The following is a 26032-nucleotide window of genomic DNA, read 5'->3' on the forward strand; positions in this document are numbered from 1 at the left end:
CTTCGTTGCACATGTCACTACGATCGTTGCAATCCGATCGCAGGTTTCGGGGAAGTAACCGGATATTACTCAGGAGTAACAATGAGGCTGCATCGCGTTCGCCGCAGGTTGGTCGCGGCGGCCGGCGTCACGTGTATGGCCGCCGCCCTCTTGACCGGCTGCGGCTCCGACGGTGGATCCGAAGGCGGCGTCACCAAGCTGACGTTCGCCGCCTCGACCCTCGGCGATCCGGGCCGCGGGCCGCTGCTCATGAAGTGGCTCGACAAGTTCAACAAGAGCCAGAGCAAGGTGCAGGTCTCCGCCGCGGCGGTGCCGTACCCGACCTTCGGGCAGACCGTCCTGACCCAGATGGGCAGCGGAAAAGGGCCCGATCTGATCCGCTTCGACATGCCGGAGTTCGAGTCCGCCTCGGAGGCCGGCCTCATCGCACCGCTCAACGACCTGATCGACGTCAGCAAGTACGACCTGCTCAAGCAGCCGGACCAGTTCATGGTTCACGACGGCCAGCGTCACGGGATCATCTTCGAGGCGTCGAACTACGCGATGTTCTACAACGCCGACCTGATCCCGAAACCCCCGACGAGCTATGAGGAGTTCTTCGACACGGCGAAGTCGCTGACCAAGGGCGGCACCTACGGCCTGGCGTTCCGTCAGACGGAGGCCGAGGAAGCCGGTGTGTGGCAGGACATCTTCAACTACGTCTACGGCTTCGGCGGCGCGTGGTCGGACGGCAAGAAGCTGACGATCAACTCACCCGAGAACCTCAAGGGCCTGCAGGCGTACAAGGACCTGTACGACGCCAAAGTGATCCCGCGTGGCGCGGACGCGGCGACGTTCCGCCGCATGTTCGCCGAGGGCAAGGTCGGCATGGAGCTCAACAACGGCGGCTATGTGACGGCGACGCGCGGTCAGAACGCCGATCTGAACTTCAGCGTCGCACCCATCCCGTTCCCGGTCCGCAAGCAGGGCGCGATCCTCGCCCCCATCGTCATCAACGAGGCGAGCCCGGCGAAGGAGGCGGCGGCCTCCTTCATCCGGTGGGCGCTCGAGCCGGGCAACCAGGTCGAGCTGCAGGAGATCCTCGGCGCCAGCAGCGTGGCGACGGTCACCAAGCGAAGCCCTGAGCAGCTTGAGAAGACGCCCTTCCTCCAGGTCTTCGACGATCTCACCCAGTCGAGCCTGCCGCAGATCGTCCAGGGGTTCGAGGCGAAGACTCCGGACATCCGCAAGATCGTCGTCAAGAACGTCGTCGCGGCGCTCCAGGGCACGGTCGACCTCAAGACCGCGCTGGACAACGCCCAGCAACAAGCGACCCAACTGGCCGGTTGACCGGACGACGCCGCCGGTGAGCCCCCCCGCCGGCGGCGTCCTACTCGAAGGACCGAACTCGATGACCGTGCTGGAACAGCAGCAGATCAAAGGGCCTCGATCCGGGACCCGGCGTCGAGGCAGCCCGCTTGGAAGCAAATGGACACCCTATTTCTTCCTGGCCCCCGCAGCCCTCTTCATCCTCGTGTTCCAGGTCGTTCCGCTCGCGCAGGAGATCTTCCTGAGCTTCACGCGGACCTCGCTGCTGAACCCCACACACAGCACCTGGGTGGGGTTCGACAATTTCGTCCGCATCTTCGGCGACGAGGACTTCCGCCGGACTCTTCTCATCACCCTCGTCTACGTCGTCGTGTGTGTCGCCGGCGCCGTGGGAATCGGGCTCGCGATGGCCCTGCTCCTCAACAAGGGCTTCCGCGGCCGGGGGCTGGCGCGCGCGCTCGTGACCGTTCCGTGGGCGGCCCCCGGTATCGCGGTCGCGCTCATCGCGATGTGGATGCTCAACCCCGATTACGGAATCGTGAACCGGCTCCTGGACGCGGTCGGCCTCGGCGTCCCGGGTGGCGCCATCCTCGACAGCCCGCGGTACGCCCTCCCGGCGGTCCTCGCGACGACCATCTGGCAACTGTTCCCGTTCACCTCGGTGGTGCTGCTGTCCGCGCTGCAGTCCGTCCCCCCGCACCTCACCGAGGCCGCGACGGTGGACGGCGCGGGGAGGTGGTGGACCTTCCGCGCCGTCACCTGGCAGGCCATCAAGCCGACCGTCGGCCTGCTCGTCCTCCTCATGACCATCTGGTCGCTGCGGCGGTTCGAGCTCATCTGGCTCATGACGAAGGGGGGACCGGTCGGCGCGACCAAGACACTGGTCATCGACCTCTACTCGCAGGCCTTCGACTCGAAACAACTCGGCTCGGCGGCTGCCGTCGGCATGGTCGGCGTCGTCATCTCGCTCATCGTCATCGCCGGCAGCCGGTTCGTCGCCCGTGCCGCCGAGAGGGAGGCTCGCTGATGAGACTACCCCGCTTCGGTCTGACCCTGCGGATCGTCGCCGTCCTCGTCGTGCTCGGGATCGCGGTCTTCCCGCTGTACTGGATGTTCGTCACCGCGCTGTCGAGCAACTCGGATCTCTTCGCGCACAAGGCCCGGCTCGTCCCCGACTTCTCGCAGTTAGGGGTTTTCGTCGACGCGCTGGCCGAAGGCAAGGCGACGAGCTGGCTGCGCAACAGCCTGGTGATCGCCATCGGCACGACAGTCCTGTCGATCGGCCTCGGCATCCCGCTCGGCTACGCGCTCTCGCGGTTCTCGTTCCAGGGGAAGGCCCTGGTGACCGTCGTGCTGCTGTTCACGCAGATGCTTCCCGAGGCTCTCATGGTCGTGCCGCTGTTCGCGCTCTTCCGGCGATTCGACCTTCTCGACTCCCTCGGGGGCCTCATCCTGGTCAACTCCGCCTTCGTCCTGCCGATCGCCGCCCTCATCCTCAAAGGCGCGATCGACGGCATACCTCGCGAGCTGGAGGAGTCGGCGCGGGTCGACGGAGCGCGACCCCTCACCGTGCTGACCCGCATCAACGTGCCGCTGATCGCTCCGTCGCTCGCCGCCACCGCGGTCATCGCGTTCTTCCACGCCTGGAACGAGTACGTGTTCGCCGTGACGTTCATCTTCACCCCCGGGATGCAGCCGGCGTCGGTCGGCATCGCCAACTTCATCGGCGAGCTCGGCACGCCGATCCAGACGGTCATGGCGGTCGCCTTCATGTTCACGTTGCCCGCCGTCGTCTTCTACCTGTTCGCGCAGAAGCATGTGGTGGCCGGCATGACCGCCGGCGCGGTGAAGGGCTGAGCCGGAACATGAAGATCATCTCTGTCGACACCCTCGTCGTCGACTTCTACCGCACCAACCTGGTGATCGTTCGCGTCTCGACGGACGAGGGAATCGTCGGACTCGGCGAAGCGACGCTGGAGGGCAAGGAACGCGCCGTCCAAGGCGCCGTCGCCGAAGTGGCCGAAGCCGTGGTCGGGATGGACCCCACCCGCATATCCGGCATCCTGTACGAGCTGGCGAGGGACTGGTACTGGCGAGGCGGCCCGGTCATCATGACCGCGCTGAGTTCGCTTGAGATGGCACTGTGGGACATCTCGGCACGAGAGCTCGGTGTCCCGGTCTCCCGGCTGCTCGGCGGCGCCACCCGCGACCGGGTGCGCGCCTATGCCAACGGCTGGTTCTCGGGAGCCGTCACGGCCGAGGACTACGCGGCCGCCGCGAGGAGGACCGTCGACAGCGGCTTTCGCGGTCTCAAGTGGGATCCCTTCGAGAACTACGACCTCACGATCACCTCCCGGCAACTGGACCGCGTGCTCGCGCAGGTCGACGCCGTCCGCTCCGCTGTCGGGCGCGACGTCGAGCTGTTCATCGAGGGCCACGGCCGGTTCGACGTCAACCACGCCATCAAGGTCGCGCGGGAGATCGCGCAGTTCGAACCGGTGTGGTTCGAGGAGCCGTGCCCTCCGGACAACCTCGACGCCCTCGTCGACATCCGCCGGGCGTCGCCGGTGCCCATCGCCGCCGGGGAGCGATGGTTCGGACGACAGGGTTTCGCGCCGGCGCTCGCCCGTCAGGCGGTCGACTTCGTCCAGCCCGATGTGACGCACGCCGGGGGCATCGCCGAGCTTGCCTTCATCTCGACGCTCGCCGCGACCGGCTACGTCGGTTTCGCGCCGCACAATCCCAGCGGGCCGCTCAGCACCGCGGCGACGCTGCAGCTCGGGGCCGCTCTGCCCAACTTCAGATACCTGGAGATCATGGCGACCGACGTCCCATGGCGCCCGGAGATCACCAACGAAAGACTCGTGCTGACGGAGGAGGGTGACGTCCTCATCCCGACGGGAATCGGTCTCGGCATCGAGCTCGATCTCGAGGCGATCGCGCGGCATCCCTTCACACCCCACCCCCTGCGGATGTTCCAGGACGCGGTCTTCGACATCCGGCCCGCGGACGAGCGGTCCTTCTTCAATCTGAGAGACGGCATATGACCCAGCCATCGCCCGATGAGCCCGCCGCCGAGGCCGGCTGGTTCGGGACGGCCGCCGACGCGCTGCCGGATGACGCCGCGGACAGCGTCCTGATCGGCCGGATCTGGGATCCCCTCGTCGAGGGGCCGTCGCCCGTGGTCGTCCGCGACGGGGAGGTCCTCGACATCAGCGCGGAGTTTCCGACGGTCCGCGACATCTGCGAGCTGCCGGAACCGGCTGCCGTGGTCTCCAGGCTCGCAGGCCGGTGGGTCGGCGACTTCACGGACGTGCTGGCCAACACCGGCGCCGCGGACCGGGACGGTACCCGGCCCTGGCTGCTCGCACCGGTCGACCTCCAGGCGCTCAAGGCCGCCGGGGTGACCTTCGCCGTGTCGATGATCGAGCGTGTCATCGAGGAGCGGGCCGGCGGCGACATGGCACTCGCGGCGGACATCCGCGAGAGGATGCTCGCCGTCCTCGGGGCCGACTTCCAGGACTTGTCGCCAGGCTCCGAGGAGGCGGCGGGGCTGAAGAACCTGCTCGTCGCCGAAGGCGCCTGGAGCCAGTATCTGGAGGTCGGGATCGGCCCGGACGCCGAGATCTTCACCAAGGGGCAGATCCTCTCCGCCGTGGGAACCGCGGTGCCCGTCGGGGTGCTCGCCGCCTCGACCTGGAACAATCCGGAGCCCGAGGTGGCGCTCGTCATCCAGTCGAGCGGCCGGATCGTGGGGGCGACCCTCGGCAACGACGTGAACCTCAGGGATGTCGAGGGCCGATCCGCGCTGCTGCTGCCGAAGGCGAAGGACAACAACGCGTCGTGCGCGCTCGGCCCCCTCATCCGGCTCTTCGACGAGCGGTTCGGCATGGAACAGGTACGCGGCCTCGCGGTGCGCCTGGACATCGAAGGCGTGGACGGCTTCCGCCTTGGGGCGGTCTCGGAGATGGCGCGGATGTCACGCGACCCGGGCGAGTTGGTACGGCAACTGATCGGCCCGCATCATCAGTATCCCGACGGCGCGGTCCTCATGCTCGGCACGATGTTCGCGCCCATCCAGGACCGCGACCACCCCGGCGAGGGATTCACGCACAAGGTCGGCGACATCGTGAGGATCGGTTCTCCCGCTCTCGGCACCCTGGTCAACCGCGTCCGGCACGCCGAGGACTGCGTGCCCTGGGACTTCGGAGTCCGCGATCTCATGGGAAATCTCATGAAGAGAGGACTGCTGTGAGCACAGTGACCACTGTCGATCCAAGGGACGGCCGGCGCCGCGAGACCGGCCTCAAGGAGACCGGCGACGCGGCGGTGGAATCGGCCGTCGCCCTCGCCGCGGAGTCGGCGGAATGGCTCAGCGGCCTCGGGCGGCTCGGCCGCGCCGGGCTGCTCGACGCGATCGCCGCGTCGCTCGAGTCCCGCCGTACGGACCTCGTCGCCACGGCCGACTCCGAGACCGGCCTCGGCGTCGCACGACTCGATCACGAGCTCACGCGAGCGATCACTCAGTTCCGCATGTTCGGCGACGTGCTGCGCGACGGCGGATATCTGGAGGCCGCCATCGACCATGCCGCCGAGACACCCCTCGGCCCGGCTCCGGACGTGCGGCGCATGCTCGTCCCGCTCGGACCGGTCGTCGTCTTCGGCGCAGGCAACTTCCCGTTCGCCTTCTCGGTCGCGGGCGGGGACACGGCGTCCGCGCTCGCCGCCGGCGATCCCGTCATCGTCAAGGCCCATCCGTCCCATCCGCTGACCTCGCACGCGTCCGCGGAGGCGATCGCCGCGGCCGTACGCGGCATGCACGGACCCGCCGGAGTGCCGGCCATCGTGTACGGGCAGCCGGCGGGCCTCGTGGCGGTGCGTCACCCCGCCGTCCGCGCCGTCGCGCTGACCGGCTCGATCGGTGCGGCCCGAGCCATCCAGGCGGCGATCGACGAGCGCGACGATCCCATCCCGCTGTACGGCGAGCTCAGCAGTGCGAACCCGGTGGTGATCCTGCCGTCGGCCGCGGCCGGGCGGGGAGAACAGATCGCCGAAGGCCTCTTCGCCTCCTTCACCGGATCCGGAGGGCAGCTGTGCACCAAGCCCGGGCTGGCGTTCGTCCCGTCGAGTCCTGACGGTGACCGATTGGTCGAGGCGCTCCAGAAGCGGGTCGCCTCGGCCGGCGGCGCCGTCCTGCTGAACGAGCGGATCCGCGACGCGTACGCCGAACGGGAAGCGGAGCTCAGGCGGGCGGGCGTTCGAGTGTCGGCGAGACCCGAGATCGCTCCGGCCTCCGGCTTCACCGTGGCGCCGGCGCTCCTGGAGATCGAGCGCTCCCGCCTGTCCGCCGAGATCGCCGACGAGTGCTTCGGCCCGCTGATGATCGTGGTCCGGTATGACGGAGTCCCCGACCTCGACGCGGCCCTCGCGGTCGTCCCGCCTTCGCTCACCGGGTCGATCCACTCCGGACCGGGCGACGACGAGGCGATCGTTCGCCGACTGGCCGGTGAACTCGCGGCACGCTCGGGACGGATCGTCTTCAACGGCTATCCGACCGGGGTCCGCGTCTCGTGGGCCCAGCATCACGGCGGTCCCTGGCCGTCGACCAACTCCCTCCACACGTCGGTGGGAGCCACTGCGATTCGCCGATTCCTGCGTCCGCTGGCCTGGCAGGACGCTCCGGAATGGATCCTGCCCGAGGAACTTCGGGATGACTTCTCCGGGATTGTGAGGCGAGTCGACGGAAGGCTCGTGCCCGGCCGCCCGTAGCGGACTGTTGGCAGGCACATCAGCCGAGCCGACGAGGACGATCACGCCGAGCCGAGGCCCCGCCGCCCGGCATACTCTAAGGATCATGCCGGGCGGCAGGCAGAGGAGAGGGCGGGTCATGGGGGCATGGGGCACTGGCCCGCTGGACAACGATGCGGCCGGTGATCTTCTTGATGAGCTGGAGCGGGCCCGGCCGGAGGACCTGCCCGATCTCCTGCGGTCCACGTTCGGACGTGTGATCGGTGTCGAAGGCGATCTCGACGGCTGGGAGACCGAACAGGCCTTGGCCGGGGCGGCGCTGGTGGCCTACTGTTTCGCCGCTCAACGAGGGCATCCGCTGGACGTCGACGAAGACCTTGAGCCGATCCGGCTTGAGGTCACGGAAGAGTTGAGACATCAGGCTGAGCGGACGGTGCGGCGGGCACTGACGCCCGACGGCAACGAGTGGTACGACTTGTGGACGCTCTCGGACGGGATCGACGAGGCGAGGGCCGAGCTTGAGCCCTACCTGCGCGTTCTGTCGGAGTAGGGCCGTGCGCTCATAGAAGAACCGCGAAGCCGGTGAAACCGCCAGGTCAGAGGTGAAACCGCCGTGAAGCCGCGATGAAGCCGGCGACGCGGATGCTCTTCTTGTACGCCGGGAGGTACCCGGCGGAGAGAGGAGACGCGTCATGGCGGACCTCAGTGCCGTCCGGGCCGACAGTCTTGTCAAGAACTTCGGGGACTTCCGGGCCGTGGACGCAATCGACCTTCACGTACGGCAAGGCGAGATCTTCGGGGTCCTGGGCCCCAACGGAGCAGGGAAGACCACCATGCTCCGGATGCTCGCCACCCTGCTTCCGATCGACGGCGGCCGTGCGGAGATCTTCGGCGTCGACGTTCAGCGGGAACCCCACCGCATCCGGCAGTTGGTAGGCGTCACCGGCCAGTACGCCTCGGTGGACGAGGACCTGACCGCCAGGGAGAACCTCTGGCTGTTCGCCCGCCTGCAGGGCCTGCCGAGCACCCGGGCCAAGAGCATCGCCGGTGACCTGCTGGAACGCTTCGACCTTCAGGAGGCGGCCAACCGTCCCCTGTCCCAGTTCAGTGGCGGCATGCGCCGCCGCCTGGACCTGGCGTCAAGCCTGATCACCCGGCCACCCCTGATCTTCCTGGACGAGCCCACGACCGGCCTCGACCCGAGAACCCGCGGTCAGATGTGGAACACCATCCGCGAGCTGGTCACCGACGGTTCCACGATTCTGCTGACCACCCAGTACCTCGACGAGGCCGACCAACTGGCCGACCGCGTAGCCGTGATCGACCGAGGCCGGAAGGTCGCCGAGGACACCCCCGACGCGCTGAAGACCCAGGTCGGCGACTCGACCCTGCAGCTCAGACTCGTGGACGGCTCCGACACCGCCCTGGCCGCGGACGTCGTACGCCGGCTGCTGGGTGAGGACCCGGTCCTGACCCCGGAGTCAGGACGCATGCACGTCCCCCTCGCCGACCCCGACCGGGCCGCGGACGTCCTGATCGGCCTGCGGGAAGCAGGCCTCGGCATCTCCTCGGTGAGCGTCGCCAAGCCGACGCTGGACGAGGTCTTCCTGGCGCTGACCGGCCACGGCGCCGACGAACCCCAGATGGAGGCGGCCCGATGACCACGAACACCCTGACCCCCGCCACACCCACCCCCCAGCGCATCGACCCGTCCGCCGTGGTCGCACGCACCACGTCCCGGAGCTCGCCGCAGGCGACCTGGGGCCAGATCCTGGCGATGGCATGGCGGGCTCTGAAGAAGATGCGCCGCAAGCCCGAGCAGTTCTTCGACGTCCTCATCCAGCCCCTGCTGTTCACGGCGATGTTCGCGTTCATCTTCGGCGGCGCGATCTCCGGCAGCGTGTCGGAGTACCTCCCGGTGCTGATCCCCGGCATCCTCGCCCAGACGGCCCTGACCGTCTGCATGGCGACAGGCGTGCAGCTGCGCGAAGACATGGACAAGGGGGTCTTCGACCGCTTCAAGTCCCTGCCGATCGCAAGGATCGCCCCCCTGGCCGGGCCGATGATCGCCGACCTGATCCGTTACGGCATCGCGTCGGTGCTGACGCTCGTCACCGGCCTGGTCATCGGTTACCGCCCCGGTGGTGGTGTGCTCGGCTGCGTCGGGGGCGTCGCACTCACCATTGTTGCGGGCTGGTCGCTGGCGTGGATCTTCACCTGGCTGGGCACGATGGCGCGCTCGGCGCAGAGTGTCCAGGGCATCTCGATGATGATCATGTTCCCGCTCACCTTCCTGTCCAACGCCTTCGTCCCCGCCGAGACGCTCCCCGGCTGGCTGGAGGCGTTCGTGAAGGTCAACCCGGTGTCGCACGTCGTCTCCGCGGTGCGCGACCTGTTCAACGACGGGGCCGTGACGGCCGAGGTCGGCTGGGCGGTCATCGGCTGTGTGGTCGTCGTCGCGATCTTCGCTCCGCTGGCGGTCCGTTCCTACTCCCGCAAGATGTAGACGACGTCAGATCATCCGCTCCAGTACGGCGCGTGCCTCGGCCAGCAGGTCGGGGCCGCGTCGTTCGCCGTATTCGGCTTCGATCCGGGCGATGGAGCCGGGGGCGACCCGTTCGGCGTGCGCGGACAGCACCGACCACTGCATCGTCGGGGTGAACCGGTTGTAGGCGAACCGGTCGGCGAGCACGAGCAGCCGCACCGCGTCCTCGACCGGCAGCGCCTCTTTCAGCAGGCTCCAGATGCCCAGCCCGGCGAGCACCATCCCCAGCACCGGGTAGTCCTTGAAACTGTGGTCGGAGTCGAACGCGACCAGGATCTCGGCCCGCACCGACTGCAGGAGGTCCACGCCGTCGTCGCCCTCGCCGTACTGCGCGAACGCCGAGAGGGCAACGATCTGGCCCAGGACGGCCCACGGTGTGAAATCGTCCGCCGTGCCGGGCACGCACAGGTTCCTGAGCATTTCGGCGGTCTCGCGGTGCCGCCGCAGTCCATCGGCGATGTCGCCGTCGGCGAGGGCCAGCTCCGCTCTGCCGGCGGCGACCGCCAGGACCCCGCCGTAGGTGGCCTGGGAGGCGAGTGCCTCCAGGTCGTCGAGCATCCGCGCGGCCTCGTCGCGGCGGCCCTCGGCGAGCGCCGCCATGGCGAGGGCGGTGCGGATGTGGACGACGTCGTCCACCGCCCCGAGTCGTTCGAGCGCCGGGAGGGCCTCGGCGGCATGCCTGGAGGCCGACGCCGAGTCACCGAGGTGGGCGTACAGGCCGGCCAGCTGGGTGTGCAGCACCGCCCGGTGCCAGGGACCGCCGTCGTCGCCGACGAGTTCGAGGGCGGCTCTGGCCGCTTCGATCGCGCCGGCCGGGTCGCCGCTGTTCTCCCGGCCGTGGCTCAGCCAGTGCAGCGCGATCCGGCGGACCATGGGGTCCGGATCGGTGGACAGCTTGTCCAAGCCGCACTCGGGATCCGACACCGTGGTGAGCAGCGCGATCACCAGCGCCCGGACGGCCGGGTTCGCCGAGTCGGCGCCCAGCCCGGACAGCAGCCGCGTCAGCGTCCCGGTCTCGTCGAAGGCCACGATGGTGGTGCTGAACAGCGCGATGCACACGGCCAGCCGGGTCCGGTCGAGGAGCCGGGGCGGCGGCGACCAGCCGCTCAGGGCGGCGGCGACGGCCGGGGTGAGGACGATGCTGCGCGTGTGGTCCCCGCAGATCGTCCAGTAGCCGCCCAGAGCGGAGAACAGCACCACGGCCGCGTCCGGGTCGGGGTCGGCGAGAGCCTCACGCAGGACGTCGGCGAGGTTCGTCTCCTCGGAACGCAGCCGGTCCATCGCGTCGACCTGTTCCCGCGAGTACAACCGTGTGCCGTGCCGGTCGGCGTACCCGACGGCCCACGCGCGTACGGCGGTCCGCGCGCCGGCGGTCTCGCCGGCCGAGTCCAGCCGCATCCGGCCGAACTCGCGCACCGTCTCGAGCATGCGGTACCGGACACCGCCGGCTGTCTCCACGACCGTGAGCAGGGACTGCTCCACGAGCTCCCCGACGTCACCGAGAGCGTCGTCGCCGAGCACCTCCTCTGCCGCGTCGAGTGTGAAGCCGTCCGGGAAGGCCGAGAGACGGCGGAGGGCCCGGCGCTCCCGCTCGTTCAGAAGGTTCCAGGACCAGTCGATCACCGCGAGCAGCGTCTGGTGGCGGAAGGGGGCGCTCCGGTCACCGCCGCGCAGCAGCGAGAACCTGTCCTCCAGCCGCCGGGCGATCTCGGCCGGTGACATCACCCTCACCTTGGCGGCGGCCAGTTCGATCGCGAGTGGCAAGCCGTCCAAGCGGGCCACGACTGCGCGCACGTCGTCCTCGTCGAGGTGCACGCCGGGCCGGGCCGCGGTCGCGCGGTCGCGGAACAGCTCGACGGCGTCACGGGTTCCCAGCTGGGGCAGCGGATAGACGCGTTCGGCGGCGATCGCCAGCGGCGAGCGGGTTGTGGTGAGGACGTGCAGCTCCCGTGTGGTCGCGGTCAGATAGGCGACCAGGTCGGCGACCGCCTCCACCAGATGCTCGCAGTTGTCGAGCACCAGCAGCGTCGGGGCCAGATCGAGTTGCTGGGCGATCCGGGCGCGTACGTCGGCGTGCTGCTGCGGCGTGAGAGTGCGTCGTCCGGTAACCGAGTCGCGGACCCCGAGCGCCGACCCGACCTCGCCGACCAGGTTCTCGGGCGCGGTCACGCCGACCAGCTCGACGAAGTGCACCACCGGCTGGGGGGCGTCGCGGGCGACGGCATGGGCGAGCCGGGTCTTGCCGAGCCCGCCCGGGCCGAGGACCGAGACCACCCGGGAGGTGGCGAGCAGTGCACGTACCCGCCGGAGGTCGTCGTCGCGGCCGAGCAGGTGGGTCGTGTCGAACCGCACGCCGGCACGCACCGGGCTGTCGAGCGCCAGCAGCTCACGCTGGACCCGCCGCAGCTCCGGGCCGACGTCGGCGCCGATCCGGTCGCGCAGATCCGACCGGTAGCGCTCGAAGCGGTCCAGCGCGGCGCCCGTTCCGCGCGCCGCCGCCTCGCTGCGCAGGAGGTCGGCGAGCAGCCCCTCGTCCTCGGGGTGGACGCGTACAGCCTCCTCCAGCTCGGGCAGGGCGGGGCCGTGGTCGCCGCTCCGGCTCCGGGCCCGGGCGAGCACGACCCGCGCGTACGCCAGGTCGCGTTCCGCGCGCCGGCGCACCTCGGCCAGCGGGCCGCCCCCCTCGGGCGGCAACGCCCCGATGCCCAGCGCGAGCGCCTCCTGCGCCGCCGCGCCCGCCGCGGCCGGATTCTCCGCGAGCAGTGTCCTCGCACGGCCCGTCAGACCGTGCAGCCGGCCGGCGTCGACCCGGTCGGGCGGAACCTCGAGCCTGTAGCCGCTTCCTTCCGTCACCAGCGACTCCGGCCCCACGATCGACCTCGTACGGGACACCAGGACCTGCAACGCCTTCGCCGGATTGGCCGGTTCGCTGTCTCCCCACACTTCCGCGACGAGCTGGTCCGCGTTCACGGTCCGGGAGGCGAGCGTGAGGGCTGCGAGCAGCGCCTGCGCCCTCTCGCCGACCACCGGCTGCGCCCGCCACCGCACACCGTCGAGCAGGCTCAGGTCGATCGGCATGCCGCAAGTCTAGGCTCCGCCGAGCCGTCCACCCGTTCTCACCTTTGACGACCCGCAAGCCGCATGCTGGAACGCCTCGCCGAAGCGCTCGAAGTGCCTCTCGACGTTGACTTTCAGCCGCTCCACGGGGCGAGCCGGAGCCAGTCCTGCCATGAGATGTCACGGCCCAGGTAGCGGGGTCGCCGGAACGGCCAGTCGGCGGCGATCCACTGCGGCACCAGCGTGTCCAGCGCGCGCTCCACCGAACTGCCGAGCAGTTCGTCCACCACCCACCAGGAGATCTCGGCGTCCGCGCCGGCCCGCTCGGGCGGGTCGATGTAGACGCAGCCGAGGAGGGCGGTCTCCGCCGCGTCGAACAGCGCGTAGTTGAAGGACTGGTGGGCGGCTATCTCCTTCTCGTGCCGGAGGAGGTCCGCGCGGTCCTCCTCGTAGGTCATCGTCGCCTTCGGCCAGCCCCACGCCGGACCGAAGATGCTCCACAGCCGCTCGCGGGAGCCCATCACGGCCGGGTAGTCGAGGTCGGTGTCGTCCTCCCTGATCGGCCGCAGGTGATGTGCGCCGCCGGGCAGTGGAACGTGGACGGGGTGGGCGAAACCGTCGGGCAGCCAGCTCATGGGGGCGAGGCTATCCACAAAGCGACCGGCTACGACAATGGCCCGCCGATGCGTCAGGCGGTGACCGAGCCGGCCTGGTGGTCGTACGCGTCGACGATGGTGTCCAGGAGACCTGGGAAGCGGTCCTCGAGATCCTCGAAGCGAAGTGCGGTCCAGCGACGGTTGCCGTCCTCGCGCTGGCGGATGATGCCGGCCTCTCGGAGCACCCGGAAGTGGTGAGTGAGTGTCGAAGGCGCGACGTCGACAGGAAAGGTGCCGCAGGCTCGTTCCGGATCGGCGCGCAGGGTCCGCACGATAGTCATGCGGGTGGGGTCGGCGAGGGCGTGGAGCACATCCAGCACGTCGAACTCGGCGGCGTCCGGGTGGACCAGCGTCGCGCGGCGGCCGTGTGATCGGGGCATCTCGAACCTCTCTTTCGACAAACATCGTATATGGGTGATAAGACTTTCGTAGTTACTACAAACGTCGAACATCGAAAGAGGAGCCGGGATGCGCGCTCTGGTGATGACCGCACCGTCGCAGGGGCCGGACCGCACACAGGTCCAAGAGATCGACATCCCCCGTCCGGGGCCGGGGGAAGTGACCATCGATGTCGCCTGTGCGGGAGTGAACTTCCTCGACGTGATGGCGCGCCGCGGCGACGTCGGATACGTGCCTGCCTGGCCGTATGTGCCGGGGCTGGAAGTGGCGGGCACCGTACGCGAGGTCGGCGCGGGTGTCGGCGGTCTCACCGTCGGGCAGCGGGTGGTCGCAATCACTCCAGGAGGCGGCCTGGCCGAGGTCGCACTCACGCGTGCGGTGCTCGCCGTACCGCTACCAGACCGGATCTCGTCGCTCACGGCGGCAGGCGCCCCGATCACGTTCTCGACCGCCCTGCTGCTGCTGACCGGCTCCGCCAGGCTCGCCCCCGGTGAGAACGTGCTGGTGCATTCGGCCGGCGGTGGTGTGGGCAGCGCTCTCGCGCAGTTGGCGCCCGCGATGGGCGGGGGCCTGCTCATCGGCACCGTCGGCCGCCCTGACAAGATCGCCTCGGCACGGCAGAGCGGATACGACGTCGTGATCGCTCGTGGCGATGGTCTGAGCGAGGCGGTACGTGCGGCCACCGGAGGAGGTGGCGTCGACGTCGTCCTGGACCCCCTTGGCACCGGCATGCTCGATGTCGATCTGGCGGTCACGGCGCCCGGCGGGCGGATCGTGCTGTTCGGCAATGCCGGCGGCGGGCAGCCCGCTCCGCTTCCGCCCGCGGGCAGGCTCATCGGCGGCAATGTCGCGATCGGCGGGTTCAGCCTCAGCGGCCTGAGCGTCTCCGCTCCCGAGCGTGTCGCCGCCGCCCTGCGCCGCGTGCTGGACATGATCGCGACCGGCCGGCTCGAGGTCGCCGTCACCGAGGTCGGCTCCCTCGCCGGCGTGCCCGCCGTTCACCAGGTGCTCGCCGACGGCCGCGGCGACGGCAAGTACGTGGCACGAGTGACCTCCACGGAATAGAGGCTCCTGCCTGTTTTCGAATTGGCTGAGGTGAAAGTTTCAGGTCGGGCGCTTCGCGTCCGGCCTTTTCCATTTCCGAAGAAGCCCTTCCTCTGCCCTCGTCCGCGCCGAAACTCCTGGTGGGAGCCGAGCCGCACATCGCTCCCCGATAGAGATCCGATCTGTCCCCGCACAGTACGGCTATTGCCCTGCTTGACACCCGGAAATGCGCACTTAACATCGGGTGTCTGGCGGCAAGATCCATCGAGAAAAGCAGAGCGGCACTCTCTGCGAGCAACGCACATGTGGCAGCGCGGCGGCGTGCGTCATGCCTGACTGATTGCTTCATGTCAGGAAGGAACCATCCCTATGTCCCGACGTCCGTGGCTCCCGGCACCGGCCGCGCCGGCGCTTCCGGCCCGCGCGGCCTCGCGGTCGCCGTTTCCGCGGCTGACCCGCTCGGTCTCCGGCCCGCTGTATTCGCTTTCCATCGGCACCGGCTACCTGTGCGACATCGACACCTTCGCCATCACCAGATGACCAGACCTACGGCTCCCGGCGGCGCTCGCCACGTCCGCCGTGTCCGCCGTGGCCAGAGCACCGTCCGCAACCCCTTCGGGATGGAGAATTCACATGTCTGATTTGTCGCGCCGACAATTGCTGCGGTTCGGCGCGGTCGGAGCCGGAGCCGCGCTGTTGCCGATGCAGTGGACGGCCGTCGCGCGGGCCGGGTCGGTGGCGCCCGCGCAGGTGCTCGCCGCGAACGATCTGGCCTTGTGGTACGACGAGAGCGCCGGGACCGATTGGCTGCGCGCGCTTCCGATCGGCAACGGGCGCCTGGGCGCGATGGTGTTCGGGAACGTCGACGTCGAGCGGTTGCAGCTGAACGAGGACACCGTCTGGGCCGGCGGGCCGTACGACCAGAGCAACACGCGCGGCGCCGGCGCGCTGGCGCAGATCCGGCAGGCGGTCTTCCAGAACCAGTGGAGCCAGGCCCAGACCCTGATCGACCAGAACATGCTCGGGAGCCCCGCGGGGCAGCTGGCCTACCAGACCGTGGGCAACCTGCGGCTCACCTTCAGCGGCGGCTCCAGCGGAGTCTCGGGGTACAACCGGCTGCTGGACCTGACCACGGCCACCACGGCGACGACGTACTCGCAGAACGGCATCAACTATCGGCGTGAGACGTTCGCCAGCGCACCCGACCAGGTCATCGCCATCCGCCTGACCGCCGACCGGGCCGGCTCGATCACCTTCTCCGCGACGTTCGACAGCCCGCAGCGGACGACCCGCTCAAGCCCGGACAGCGCGACGGTCGGCCTTGACGGCATCTCTGGCGACTTCGAGGGCAAGAGCGGCTCGGTGCGGTTCCTGGCGCTGGCCAGGGCGATCGCCGACGGCGGCACCGTCAGCAGCTCCGGCGGCACGCTGCAGGTGCGCGGCGCCAACAGCGTGACGCTGCTGATCTCCATCGGCTCCAGCTACGTCAACTACCAGAACGTCGGCGGCGACTACCAGGGCATCGCCCGCAACAACCTGAGCGCCGCCGTCGCCAGGACCTACGACGACCTGCGCTCCCGGCACGTGGCCGACTACCAGCGGTTGTTCGGGCGCACGACGCTCGACCTCGGCCGCACCTCCGCGGCCGACCAGCCGACCGACGTGCGCATCGCCCAGCACAACAGCACCAACGACCCGCAGTTCTCGGCGCTGTTGTTCCAGTTCGGCCGCTACCTGCTGATCAGCTCCTCGCGCCCCGGCTCGCAGCCGGCCAACCTGCAGGGCATCTGGAACGACTCGCTGACCCCGCAGTGGGACTCCAAGTACACCATCAACGCCAACCTGCCGATGAACTACTGGCCGACCGACACCACCAACCTGTCGGAGTGCTACGAGCCAGTGTTCAAGATGATCAGCGAGCTCGCGGTCACCGGCGCCCGTACCGCCCGGGTGCAGTACAACGCCGGCGGCTGGGTGACCCACCACAACACCGACGCGTGGCGCGCCACGTCGGTCGTCGACGGCGCGCTGTGGGGCATGTGGCAGACCGGCGGCGCGTGGCTGTCGACCCTGATCTGGGACCACTACCGGTTCACCGGCGACCTGAGCTTCCTGCAGCAGTACTACCCCGCGATGAAGGGCGCCGCGCAGTTCTTCCTCGACACCCTGGTGACCGAACCCAGCCTCGGCTACCTGGTCACGAACCCGTCGAATTCTCCCGAACTGCCGCACCACTCGGGCGTCAGCGTGTGCGCCGGCCCCACGATGGACAACCAGATCCTGCGTGACCTGTTCAACGGCTGCGCCCAGGCCGCCCAGGTGCTCGGCACCGACACCGACTTCCGGACGCGGGTCCTGGCGGCCCGGGACCGGCTCGCGCCGATGAAGGTCGGCTCGCGCGGCAACATCCAGGAGTGGCTGTACGACTGGGTGGAGACCGAGCAGAACCACCGGCACATCTCCCACCTGTACGGCCTGCACCCCAGCAACCAGATCACCAAGCGCGGCACTCCCTCGCTGTACACCGCCGCGCGCCGGACCCTGGAGCTGCGCGGCGACGACGGCACGGGCTGGTCGCTCGCCTGGAAGATCAACTACTGGGCGCGTATGGAGGAGGGCAACCGGGCGCAGACGCTCATCCGTCTGCTGGTGACGACGGCCCGGCTCGCGCCGAACATGTTCGACCTGCACCCGCCGTTCCAGATCGACGGCAACTTCGGCGCCACGTCCGGCATCGCCGAGATGCTGCTGCAGAGCCACAACGGCGAGCTGCACGTGCTGCCCGCGCTGCCGTCCGCCTGGCCGGCCGGGAAGGTGCAGGGCCTGCGGGGGCGCGGCGGCTACACCGTGGACACGACGTGGGCCTCCGGCGCGGCCACCGAGATCCTCGTCAAGTTCGACCGCGACGGCACGGTCAACGTGCGCAACCGGATCTTCACCGGCACCTCCCAGGTGGTCGACACCGCGAGCGGCGGCGCCGTCACCTTCACCAAGCCCGAGACCGACGTCGTCAGCTTCACCGGCCAGGCCGGCCATACCTACAAGCTGACGGGCACCGGCACGTCGCCGCAGCCGTCCACCTACGTGCGGATCTCCAACGTCGCCACCGGGCTGGTGCTGGACGGCGCCGGCAACGTCGCCTCCGGGTCGAACCTGAAGCAGTGGAACTGGAACGGCGGCAACAACCAGCAGTTCCAGCTCGTCGACCTGGGCAGCGGCTGGTACCGCATCGTCAACCGCACCAACGGCCTGGTCATCGACAGCCAGGGCAACGGCTCCAACGGCGCCCTCGCCAAGGAGTCGTCGTGGAACAGCAGCAACAACCAGCAGTGGCGGCTCAACGACACGGGCGGCGGCCGCTACCAGATCATCAACCGCACCACCGGCACGGCCCTGGACGGCATGGGCTACACCTCCGCCGGCTCCAACGTCGGCATGTGGGCGCCGAACACCAACGCCAACAACATGTGGACCATCACGAACCTGTGACGGGTCACGGCCCGCCGCACGTCTGACGCGTACGCAGGCTTCGCCGCGACCGGCCACCGGTCGCGGCGAAGCGCTGAGCCGATACGCGTCTCGATGAGCAGATCAGCTGCGGGCCGGGCCGTGTGCCTCCCGGCTCTCAGGCGCGGCGCCACCTCCGTGGCCTACGGCCGGTCAGCGGTCGCGCTTTCATCCCATGCTGTCTGTGTCTGCCGTAGTAGGGCCGCGGCGCATCAGCAGGTGGCCGCGGCGGAATCGTTCGTCCTCCAGAGGCTCGCGCAACATGCGCGCCACCTCGACGAACTCCTCCTTGCGGGCCAAGTCCGCCACCTCGTCGATCGGCCACCGGTAGGCCGGAGCGACCCTGTGGTCGAACTGCTGCACCGGACCGCCCTCGGATTCGAAGAAACCGAGCAGGAGGTAACCGCCTGGGGCCAGCACCCGGCGGAACTCGGCGAAGTACGGCGGCAGCTCCGGTGGTGGGACGTGGATGACGGAGTACCAGGAGAGCAGACCGCCCAACTCGCCGTCGGCCACGTCGAAGGCGCCCATCGAACCGAGCTCGAAACGCAGGTCAGGATGGTCTCTGCGGGCGATGTCGATCATTGCGGGAGACAGATCGACGCCGAAGGCGTCCAGTCCGAGGTTGCGCAGGTGTGCCGTCATGTACCCGGGACCGCAGCCCGCCTCGGCGACGGGCCGGGGTCCGGCGGCCCGTACGAGTTCGGCGAACGCGGCGACTATCGCGCGATCCAGCGGGAGGCGGTCGAGCGAGCCTCGGACGAAGTCGGTGTAGAGATCGGCGACGGCGTCGTAGGCGTCCGCCGTCGCGGTGAGATAGGGGGAGGATTCGGCCACGGCGGAGGACTGTAGTCCATCGGTGGGCAGAAGTCGCTGTCAGGAGGCCCAGGTCAGGAAGATGTCCCGATCTTCGATCGGCCAGGCGACCTGACGGGCGCCCGGCAGGCGGCCATGTCGAAATTCTGTCCCCACAAGATCCGGCCGAGCTCGTCGGCCGTCTCCGGAGAGAGCACCACCTGCGTTCGGACGGCCGGATTCTCCGCCGATCTCCGCCTGAAACGGTATCGCTCGTACTCCTTGCCTTCCCATGCGAGAGCAGCGGTCAGCAGGGCGTCAATGTGAACCTTGGGAAGCAAGAACTCGCTCATGAAGCAGACCCTTCGTGCCGAGAAGTGACCAGGGCGCGTCAAGCCGGACCGGTGCCTCTGTCGCCGGTCCGCTGCCCCTCTGCCGTGGCCGACGGAAACGGGTGATCACCCCGTCCGTCGTCCTTCATCGAAACTCGTCACCAGTTCGCTGACGAGGACTGGTACGAGGGCCGTCCCTGATTTGGCAGGCACGGCCGGGACGCTCAATCAGCGAGGAGGGCGGAGGCCGCCTCCGACGATAAGGTCTTTGGCCGCCTGAGATGCCTTACCGGGAGATCCCGCGTCGAAGGGGGGCTGCGGGTCGTATTCAATGGCGAGCTGGATCGCCTCGGCCGTGGTCTGATCGGTGATGTGGGCCGCCAGCGCGAGCGCCATGTCGATCCCGGCGGAAACCCCGGCGGCCGTAACGATCTTTTCCTGGAACACGACGCGCTCGGGCGTGTAGATGGCGCCGAAGGACTCCAGCACGCCCACCGCACCCCAATGGGTCGTCGCTGAGAGACCGACGAGCAACCCGGCGGCTCCCAGCAGCAACGATCCCGTGCACACCGAGGTCGTCCACGTACTTCCTCCGTGCATCCGGCGGATCCAGTCGAGTAGTCCGTCATCGTCCAGCAGCCCGCGGGTCCCCGGACCTCCGGGGACGAGCAGCACGTCACATGAGTCGATGTCGTCGAAGGCCGCATCGGCGGTGAGGGCGAGGGACTTGGGGACATCCCGGACCGGCCCGGACTTGGCGGCCGCGAACACGATCTCGGCTTCCGGCAGGAATTTCAGCACCTCGTAGGGGCCGACGGCGTCCAGCGCGGTGAACCGATCGAACAGCGGTACGACGATACGCACAGCGGTTCCCCTTAGTTGCAAACGGGAGGGGTGGAGTGCGCCCCATGCTACGTGCGATGCGATCACAGCCGACGGCCGGAGGCACCCACGGTGGCGCGGTGGTGGTCGGCGGGGCGTTACCGACGGCGCTGCCGCGGGCGCGGGCCTGCGGGCTGTGTTGACCTTCCCCTTGGGGGAAGCCGCAGCATCATCGGCACCGGCTACGGTGGCCGGGGCGAGGAGGAGTGGTGCGGGAGCTGCTGACGATCGGGGCGTTCGCCCGGGCAGCCCGGCTGTCGCCCAAGGCGCTGCGGCTCTATGACGAACTCGGGTTGCTGCGGCCGGCCGCGGTGGACGGCGAGTCGGGATACCGGTTCTACGATCCGGCGCAGCTGGAGCAGGCCCGGTTGATCGCCTGGTTGCGGAGGGTCGGTATGCCGCTGGCCCGTATCCGGCGGGTGTGTGCCCTGCCTGCACCGGCGGCGGCCGAGGAGGTCGCCGGCTACTGGGAGCAGGTGCTGGCCGAGACCGCCGCCCGCGGGCGGTTGGCCACCTTCCTCGTCGACTATCTGTCGGGAAGAGGCAGCGCCGTGGAAGACGCCGCGACCATGCTGGGGATCCGTTACGCCGCTCGGTCGGAGTTGGGACTGGTCCGTACGAGCAACGAGGACACCGCGTATGCCGGCGCCCGGTTGTTGGCGGTGGCTGACGGGGTCCGCGGTCCTGGTGGTGACCGCGCGAGCACCGCAGCCGTCGACGCGCTCAAGCCGCTGGAAACCTTGACCGTGCCTGCCGAGGATCTGCTCGGTGCGCTGGCCGATGCGGTGGGTGAGGCCGACCGGGCGATCCGGAACATCGCCGGCTCGACACCGTCGGGTGAGGCGGTCACCACGTTGACCGCGCTGCTGTGGTCGGGGTCCCGGCTGGCGCTGGTGCACATCGGTGACACCCGGGCGTACCTGGTGCGCGACGGGGAGCTGTTCCAGATCACCCAGGATCACACCTACGTTCAGTCGCTTGTCGACGAGGGCCGGCTGAGTGCGGAGGAGGCGGCCTCGCATCCGCAACGCTCGTTGCTGGTACGGGCGCTGACCGGTACAGGCGGGGCCCGGCCGGACCTGTCGTTACATGAGGCCGTGGCCGGTGACCGGTACCTGTTGTGCTCCGACGGGCTGTCCACCGTCGTACCGGCCGGATCGCTGCGCGAGGTGCTGAACGGGCCGGGCGGCCCCCAGGAGGTGCTCGACGAACTGGTCGCGCGGGCGTATGCCGCCGGCGCCCCCGACAACATCGCCTGCGTGGTCGCCGATGTGGTGAGGCTTGAAACACCGGCTACCCGTGACGGCACCGGATGGTGACCACGTCAGGGGTGCGGTCGCTCGTCGCCTACACGGTTGACCGCCGCCCGCTGGCCATCGCGGCCTACCGGCGGTTGTGGGTGGCCTCGGCGGTCTGCGCGGTGGGCGGTTCGTTCAGCGTGGCCGCGGTACCGACGCAGCTGTTCACGGTGACCGGCTCGTCGGCGGCGGTGGGCGTCGCCGGCGCGGTGTCGTTCGTCGCGCTGGTCGTGGCGGCGCTATGGGGTGGCGTCCTTGCCGACGTCATGGACCGGCGGAGGTTGCTGCTTGCCGCAAACTGCGGCCTGGCGATGACGTACGCGGCCTTGTGGGTCCAGGCGGCGCTGGGTGGTTCCTCGGTCCCTGTCCTGTTGGTGTTGGTGGCGTGCCAAGGGCTGAGCTTCGGGGCGATCATGACCACGATGGGTGCCGTGGTGCCCCGCCTCGTCCCGGTCGAGTTGTTACCGGCGGCCAGCAGCCTCAGCTCCCTGGTCCGCTACGCGGGGTCGATCCTGGGCCCGGTGCTGGCCGGCGCCTTGATCCCGGTTGTCGGGCTGGGCACGCTGTATCTGTTCGACGCCGTCGCGCTGCTGGCTGTCGTGTGGGCCGTCGTCGAATTGCCGTCGCTGCCGCCCCGCCCTCGCCCGACAGGATCAGCGGACGACCCGGCGGCGCAGTACCGCCAAGGTGGTGCCGTGATCGGCCAGGTGCTGGCCGGCTTCCGGTACCTGGCCGCCAGCCGCCTGCTCGTGGCGGTGCTGGCGGTGGACCTCGCGGCCATGGCCTTCGGCATGCCGATCGCACTGTTCCCGGAGCTGGCCCAGCACACCTACGGCGGCCTGGCGGGAGGCGGCCTGGAACTGGGATTGCTTTACGCCGCCTACCCGGCCGGGGTTTTCGCGGTCGGCCTGTTGTCGGGTACGTTCACCCGCGCCCGTCGCCACGGCGCCTTGATGGCGGCGGCCGCCGCCGCATGGGGGATCACCGTCGTGGTCCTCGGACTGGCCGCACAGCTGTGGATCGCGCTGGCGACGCTCGTCCTTGGCGGTGCGGTGAACTTCGTGCTGAGCACCTTCCGCAACGCCATCTCTCAGGCACTCACCGACGATGCCATGCGCGGCCGGATCCAGGGGTCGCTCACCGTCGTGCTCATCGGGGGTCCACAGATAGCGAACCTGCTGCACGGGGCCGCCGCATCGATCTTCGGTGTCCGAACGGTGATCTGCGCTGGTGGGCTACTTGCCACGGTGACCGTGGCGGTGATCGCATGGGCAGTGCCCGAGCTGCGGCACCACACCGCTCGGCACCCGTGAACCAATACTGTTTTCGAGATCGGTATTGGCCCTAAGGCGATCTCGCATGATTCAGGGCCTGAGAGTGATAAATCCAGGTAAAAGCGTTGCATTCGCGAGCGAGCAAAGGCTGCCTCCTGAAGGTGACGTCGCGAACACGGAGAAACCGCAGCCCCGATCCCGCCCTTGACACGGCTGACATGCGGGTGATTTATGGATTTATGGGGCATTCCACCCATGTTGACCGTGAAACTGGCGACAGATCCGGTTTTTGCCGATCATCGTGGCCTGGCTGGCGGGGCCGCGCCCGGGAGTGGAAGCTTGTCGTCGGAGTGCTGCAGGCGGCCAAGGTAGGGCGGGGTGGGGTCTTACTGGTCGAAGGCCGGTCGGGCGTCGGAAAGAGTCGCATGCTCGGCATAACCGCCGCCGCGGCAGCGAGGGCGGGGCTGGGAGTCGCCCAAGGCGCCGCGGACGAACTGACCCAGCTCGTGCCATTGGCCCCGCTGACATCGGCGCTCGGGAAATCGGGCCGCACGCTTCCCAAGGGCGGTCACATGAAGATCTACGGTCCGGCCGATCAGCGACTGCTGCTGGTGGAACAACTGCAGGAACCGTTGGAGCAGCGGGTGGCTCAGGAACCGATGCTCCTCGCGTTGGATGACCTGCATTGGGCCGATCCGATGACTTTGCTGGCGCTGCGGTCGATGACCAGAGATCTCGCCTCCTACCCGATTGTCTGGATGCTGTCTCGCACCAGCGGCAGCGGCGACGACTCCCGCCTCAATCGCCTGTTCGACGTGCTGGAACGTGATGGCGCGATCCGGATCACGCTGGAGGCGCTGGACGAGCGAGCAGTGGCGGACGTCGTCACCGATGTCCTTGGAGCAGCGCCCGAGCCGGACGTGCTGGCCCTGGCCGACATCGTTGACGGCAATCCCTTCCTGCTCGTCGATCTCCTGGAGAAGCTCAAAAGTGAGGGCGTCTTCCAGATCACCGATGATCGCGCGCGGATGGTTTCGGCGCGGCTGCCGCAGGCTCAGGCGGTCACGCAAGAACGCCTGGAGGAGTTGTCCGCACGGACCAGGCATCTGCTGCAGTGCGCCGGAATCTTGGGCCGTTCGTTCTCGGTGAGGGATCTGGCCGAAATGCTCAGCGAGTCAACCAGCGGGCTGTTGCCGATGCTGGAGGAGGCGATGTCGGCTGGCATCGTCAAATCCTCCGGGGACGAGCTGACCTTCCGGCACGATCTGTTGTGGCAGGCCGTGGTCGAGTCCATCCCCGCCCCCGTACGCCGGGCCCTGCACCACGACGTAGGGGAGATGCTGCTCAAGCGAGGCGGGTCGGCCGTTCCGGCCGCCACGCATCTGATTCACAGCGCCGGTCACGGCGATGCCTCCGCACTGCTCGCACTGGACCAAGCCGCGCAGGAGGTGCTGCGGTCCTCACCTCAGACCGCCGCCGACCTCGCCCTGCGGGCGCTCGAACTCAGCGGCTCCACCGACCCTGGCTGGTTCTGTCGCGCCGCCACGGCGGTCGACGCCCTGACGGTCATCGGACGGCTGTCCGAGGCGGCCGATCTTGCCCGTGCCGCACTGGGCAGGGCCCCGGCCTGCCACGCGCCTCGCCTGCGATGCGCGCTGGCCCACATCCTGCTGCTGAGCGGCCGACCGGCGGATGCGATATCCGAGGCAGAAAGCCTGCTCGCCCAGAAAGACCTGCCCGAGGACCTTCGCGGCATCGCCGAATGGACGATGTTCTGGGGGCTTACCTGGCTGAACGACTTCCAGAAAGGACGGCAACAGGCGGAAGCCGTTCTGGCCGATCGGGAGCGGCACACCGATGCCGCCGTGGTTGGAGCTCTCCTGCTGCTCGCCCGGTTCGCGATGGTCGACGGGCGGATCGCCGACTCGTTCGCGTATCTTTGCGAAGCCCTGCACATCACCGACAGCGGCACCGCCGAAGCCATCCAGCGCCCGTATACGCGCCTGATACTGAGCCTCCACTACAGAGCCGTGCGTCGGTTCGATGCGGCCGACATCGCCATCCAGGCCGCCGAGGAGGAGATCAACGACCTCGGGCTGACCGTGCTCGCCGCACAACCCGCACTGTTCCGCTCCGTTCTGAACCTGGGCGCCGGCCGGCTTGACGACGCCGCCGCCGAGGCCCAGACCGGGAAAACGATCGCCGAAGAGCTGGGCACACACGGATTCATCCGCGTCGGGCTGTCCATACTCGCTGTCCTTGCCCTGCGGCGGGGCGACCTCGACGCCGCGGTCAGGCACATCGAACGCTTCCAGTCCATACCCGCCGCGCCCGAGATGTTGTTCGGATCGGTGTGGGAAAGGTGGGTGATGGCGGCGGTGGCCGAGGCCCAAGGTGACACCGGACGGGCGATCGAGGTGCTGCACACCATTTACACCGACGAGGAGGAGCGGCGCTGGACACTCCTCACGACGCCTCTCACGGCCGCCTGGATGACCCGGCTGGCGCTGGCCGCGGCGAACCGCCCGTATGCGCAGGCCATCGTTGACACGGCCGAGTACCTGGCCAGAAACAACCCGGACTTCCCCGTCTTCGCCACCACGTTCGCCCATGCCCGCGGCATTCTCCATCAGGACCCCGGCGCGTTGGCCGCCGCCGCCGATCAGCCCGAACCGTGGGCACGCGCCTTGGTCGCCGAAGACCTCGGGGTCTTGTGGGCCGGCGTTCCCGGCGCCGATGCCGCCGCGAAGGCCGTCGAGAGCCTGGAGGAGGCGCTCGAGGGCTACGAGCGCATCGGTGCGCTCTGGGACGTGGCTCGGGCGCGGGCTCGGCTGCGGGCGCTGGGTGTGCGGCGTCGCCACTGGACTCAATCCCAGCGGCCGACCTTCGGATGGGACAGCCTCACCGACACGGAACGCGCGGTGGCCGGCCTGATCGCCCGGGGGATGACCAACCGTCAGGCCGCCGAGCGGATGTTCCTCTCCCCCCACACGGTGTCCACCCACCTTCGCCGGATGTTCGGCAAGCTCGACATCGCATCCCGTACCGAGCTGGCCTGCATCGTCGCCGAAGAATGCCCTGAGCTCATCAAGGGCGCTTAACCGACCGTTTCAGGCTCTCTCGCCTCCCGGCCCGCCGCGGTGCACGGGTCGCGAAAGGAGGGCATGAGCGCGCCTCTCCCTCACAC

General features: G+C 69.0%; 21 protein-coding genes. 15 read left to right on the forward strand and 6 right to left on the reverse strand.

Translation table 11 applies throughout. The annotated features are described in order from the left end of the window. Nucleotides 1–81: 81 nt before the first annotated feature. The 9 genes from AB0B72_RS09300 (at nt 82) to AB0B72_RS09340 (ending at nt 9562) form a co-directional block, all read left to right on the forward strand. Nucleotides 82–1329, forward strand: coding sequence for a sugar ABC transporter substrate-binding protein (locus AB0B72_RS09300; RefSeq protein ID WP_367738104.1), 1248 nt, complete (start codon nt 82–84; stop codon nt 1327–1329). A 61-nt stretch (nt 1330–1390) separates the two neighbouring features. Continuing rightward, nucleotides 1391–2335 carry a carbohydrate ABC transporter permease gene (locus tag AB0B72_RS09305; protein ID WP_367738105.1) on the forward strand — a complete coding sequence of 315 codons (945 nt, stop codon included), beginning with the start codon at nt 1391–1393 and terminating at the stop codon, nt 2333–2335. Beyond that, nucleotides 2335–3165 carry a carbohydrate ABC transporter permease gene (locus AB0B72_RS09310; protein WP_367738106.1) on the forward strand — a complete coding sequence of 277 codons (831 nt, stop codon included), beginning with the start codon at nt 2335–2337 and terminating at the stop codon, nt 3163–3165. Before AB0B72_RS09305 ends, AB0B72_RS09310 begins: the two co-directional genes overlap by 1 nt. 8 nt (nt 3166–3173) lie before the next feature. Then, nucleotides 3174–4355 (forward strand): mandelate racemase/muconate lactonizing enzyme family protein, encoded by a 1182-nt coding sequence (locus tag AB0B72_RS09315; protein ID WP_367738107.1) that lies wholly within the window; start codon nt 3174–3176, stop codon nt 4353–4355. Further along, nucleotides 4352–5563 carry a fumarylacetoacetate hydrolase family protein gene (locus AB0B72_RS09320; RefSeq protein ID WP_367738108.1) on the forward strand — a complete coding sequence of 404 codons (1212 nt, stop codon included), beginning with the start codon at nt 4352–4354 and terminating at the stop codon, nt 5561–5563. The genes AB0B72_RS09315 and AB0B72_RS09320 overlap by 4 nt, the downstream gene beginning before the upstream one ends. Further along, nucleotides 5560–7077 carry an aldehyde dehydrogenase family protein gene (locus tag AB0B72_RS09325; protein ID WP_367738109.1) on the forward strand — a complete coding sequence of 506 codons (1518 nt, stop codon included), beginning with the start codon at nt 5560–5562 and terminating at the stop codon, nt 7075–7077. The genes AB0B72_RS09320 and AB0B72_RS09325 overlap by 4 nt, the downstream gene beginning before the upstream one ends. Nucleotides 7078–7162: 85 nt before the next feature. Then, the gene (locus AB0B72_RS09330) at nt 7163–7606 is read left to right on the forward strand and encodes a DUF4259 domain-containing protein (protein WP_367738110.1); all 444 of its coding nucleotides are present in this window, start codon (nt 7163–7165) and stop codon (nt 7604–7606) included. A 142-nt stretch (nt 7607–7748) separates the two neighbouring features. Next, the gene (locus AB0B72_RS09335) at nt 7749–8717 is read left to right on the forward strand and encodes an ATP-binding cassette domain-containing protein (RefSeq protein WP_367738111.1); all 969 of its coding nucleotides are present in this window, start codon (nt 7749–7751) and stop codon (nt 8715–8717) included. Next, nucleotides 8714–9562, forward strand: a complete 849-nt coding sequence (locus tag AB0B72_RS09340) for an ABC transporter permease (protein WP_367738112.1) — start codon at nt 8714–8716, stop codon at nt 9560–9562. Before AB0B72_RS09335 ends, AB0B72_RS09340 begins: the two co-directional genes overlap by 4 nt. A gap of 6 nt (nt 9563–9568) precedes the next feature. Here the strand turns inward: AB0B72_RS09340 and AB0B72_RS09345 are convergent, their stop codons facing one another. The 3 genes from AB0B72_RS09345 to AB0B72_RS09355 all read right to left on the reverse strand — a co-directional run bounded on the left by AB0B72_RS09345 (nt 9569) and on the right by AB0B72_RS09355 (nt 13694). Beyond that, nucleotides 9569–12679: a BTAD domain-containing putative transcriptional regulator gene (locus AB0B72_RS09345; RefSeq protein ID WP_367738113.1), complete on the reverse strand. Its 3111-nt coding sequence runs from the start codon at nt 12677–12679 to the stop codon at nt 9569–9571. Nucleotides 12680–12792: 113 nt separating this feature from the next. Beyond that, a complete protein-coding gene (locus AB0B72_RS09350) occupies nt 12793–13293 on the reverse strand; it encodes a GNAT family N-acetyltransferase (RefSeq protein WP_367738114.1) in 501 nt (166 codons plus the stop codon). A gap of 53 nt (nt 13294–13346) precedes the next feature. Next, complete coding sequence (locus AB0B72_RS09355; protein ID WP_367738115.1) at nt 13347–13694, reverse strand: ArsR/SmtB family transcription factor; 348 nt, start codon at nt 13692–13694, stop codon at nt 13347–13349. Between the two features lie 88 nt (nt 13695–13782). Between AB0B72_RS09355 and AB0B72_RS09360 the strand changes: the two genes are divergently transcribed. From AB0B72_RS09360 to AB0B72_RS09370, 3 genes are all read left to right on the forward strand, one after another. Continuing rightward, complete coding sequence (locus AB0B72_RS09360; RefSeq protein ID WP_367738116.1) at nt 13783–14778, forward strand: zinc-binding alcohol dehydrogenase family protein; 996 nt, start codon at nt 13783–13785, stop codon at nt 14776–14778. A 348-nt stretch (nt 14779–15126) separates the two neighbouring features. Next, a complete protein-coding gene (locus AB0B72_RS09365) occupies nt 15127–15297 on the forward strand; it encodes a hypothetical protein (protein WP_367738117.1) in 171 nt (56 codons plus the stop codon). A 93-nt stretch (nt 15298–15390) separates the two neighbouring features. Beyond that, entirely contained in the window at nt 15391–18246 is a 2856-nt protein-coding gene (locus AB0B72_RS09370; protein ID WP_367738118.1) for a glycoside hydrolase N-terminal domain-containing protein, read from the forward strand. A gap of 186 nt (nt 18247–18432) precedes the next feature. Here AB0B72_RS09370 and AB0B72_RS09375 read toward each other — a convergent pair whose 3' ends face one another. From AB0B72_RS09375 to AB0B72_RS09385, 3 genes are all read right to left on the reverse strand, one after another. Continuing rightward, nucleotides 18433–19101: a class I SAM-dependent methyltransferase gene (locus tag AB0B72_RS09375; RefSeq protein ID WP_367738119.1), complete on the reverse strand. Its 669-nt coding sequence runs from the start codon at nt 19099–19101 to the stop codon at nt 18433–18435. Nucleotides 19102–19154: 53 nt separating this feature from the next. After that, nucleotides 19155–19412 carry a hypothetical protein gene (locus AB0B72_RS09380; protein ID WP_367738120.1) on the reverse strand — a complete coding sequence of 86 codons (258 nt, stop codon included), beginning with the start codon at nt 19410–19412 and terminating at the stop codon, nt 19155–19157. 207 nt (nt 19413–19619) lie between these two features. Continuing rightward, nucleotides 19620–20255 (reverse strand): DJ-1/PfpI family protein, encoded by a 636-nt coding sequence (locus tag AB0B72_RS09385; protein WP_367738121.1) that lies wholly within the window; start codon nt 20253–20255, stop codon nt 19620–19622. A gap of 227 nt (nt 20256–20482) precedes the next feature. On the opposite strand from AB0B72_RS09385, the gene AB0B72_RS09390 reads away from it, so the two are divergent. The 3 genes from AB0B72_RS09390 to AB0B72_RS09400 all read left to right on the forward strand — a co-directional run bounded on the left by AB0B72_RS09390 (nt 20483) and on the right by AB0B72_RS09400 (nt 25946). Beyond that, entirely contained in the window at nt 20483–21592 is a 1110-nt protein-coding gene (locus AB0B72_RS09390) for a MerR family transcriptional regulator (protein ID WP_367738122.1), read from the forward strand. Nucleotides 21593–21603: 11 nt separating this feature from the next. Beyond that, entirely contained in the window at nt 21604–22884 is a 1281-nt protein-coding gene (locus AB0B72_RS09395) for an MFS transporter (protein ID WP_367738123.1), read from the forward strand. Nucleotides 22885–23084: 200 nt separating this feature from the next. Continuing rightward, nucleotides 23085–25946, forward strand: coding sequence for an AAA family ATPase (locus AB0B72_RS09400; protein ID WP_367738369.1), 2862 nt, complete (start codon nt 23085–23087; stop codon nt 25944–25946). Nucleotides 25947–26032: the final 86 nt, after the last annotated feature.

This window comes from Microbispora sp. NPDC049125 (genome assembly GCF_040802045.1).
Lineage (GTDB): Bacteria > Actinomycetota > Actinomycetes > Streptosporangiales > Streptosporangiaceae > Microbispora.

Excerpts from the sequence above, each read along its gene's own strand:
- AB0B72_RS09300 (WP_367738104.1), top strand. The coding sequence starts at position 82 with ATGAGGCTGCATCGCGTTCGCCGCAGGTTGGTCGCGGCGGCCGGCGTC.
- AB0B72_RS09305 (WP_367738105.1), top strand. The coding sequence starts at position 1,391 with ATGACCGTGCTGGAACAGCAGCAGATCAAAGGGCCTCGATCCGGGACC.
- AB0B72_RS09310 (WP_367738106.1), top strand. The coding sequence starts at position 2,335 with ATGAGACTACCCCGCTTCGGTCTGACCCTGCGGATCGTCGCCGTCCTC.
- AB0B72_RS09315 (WP_367738107.1), top strand. The coding sequence starts at position 3,174 with ATGAAGATCATCTCTGTCGACACCCTCGTCGTCGACTTCTACCGCACC.
- AB0B72_RS09320 (WP_367738108.1), top strand. The coding sequence starts at position 4,352 with ATGACCCAGCCATCGCCCGATGAGCCCGCCGCCGAGGCCGGCTGGTTC.
- AB0B72_RS09330 (WP_367738110.1), top strand. The coding sequence starts at position 7,163 with ATGCCGGGCGGCAGGCAGAGGAGAGGGCGGGTCATGGGGGCATGGGGC.
- AB0B72_RS09335 (WP_367738111.1), top strand. The coding sequence starts at position 7,749 with ATGGCGGACCTCAGTGCCGTCCGGGCCGACAGTCTTGTCAAGAACTTC.
- AB0B72_RS09340 (WP_367738112.1), top strand. The coding sequence starts at position 8,714 with ATGACCACGAACACCCTGACCCCCGCCACACCCACCCCCCAGCGCATC.
- AB0B72_RS09345 (WP_367738113.1), bottom strand. The coding sequence starts at position 12,679 with ATGCCGATCGACCTGAGCCTGCTCGACGGTGTGCGGTGGCGGGCGCAG.
- AB0B72_RS09350 (WP_367738114.1), bottom strand. The coding sequence starts at position 13,293 with ATGAGCTGGCTGCCCGACGGTTTCGCCCACCCCGTCCACGTTCCACTG.
- AB0B72_RS09355 (WP_367738115.1), bottom strand. The coding sequence starts at position 13,694 with ATGCCCCGATCACACGGCCGCCGCGCGACGCTGGTCCACCCGGACGCC.
- AB0B72_RS09360 (WP_367738116.1), top strand. The coding sequence starts at position 13,783 with ATGCGCGCTCTGGTGATGACCGCACCGTCGCAGGGGCCGGACCGCACA.
- AB0B72_RS09365 (WP_367738117.1), top strand. The coding sequence starts at position 15,127 with ATGTCCCGACGTCCGTGGCTCCCGGCACCGGCCGCGCCGGCGCTTCCG.
- AB0B72_RS09370 (WP_367738118.1), top strand. The coding sequence starts at position 15,391 with ATGTCTGATTTGTCGCGCCGACAATTGCTGCGGTTCGGCGCGGTCGGA.
- AB0B72_RS09380 (WP_367738120.1), bottom strand. The coding sequence starts at position 19,412 with ATGAGCGAGTTCTTGCTTCCCAAGGTTCACATTGACGCCCTGCTGACC.
- AB0B72_RS09400 (WP_367738369.1), top strand. The coding sequence starts at position 23,085 with ATGGGGCATTCCACCCATGTTGACCGTGAAACTGGCGACAGATCCGGT.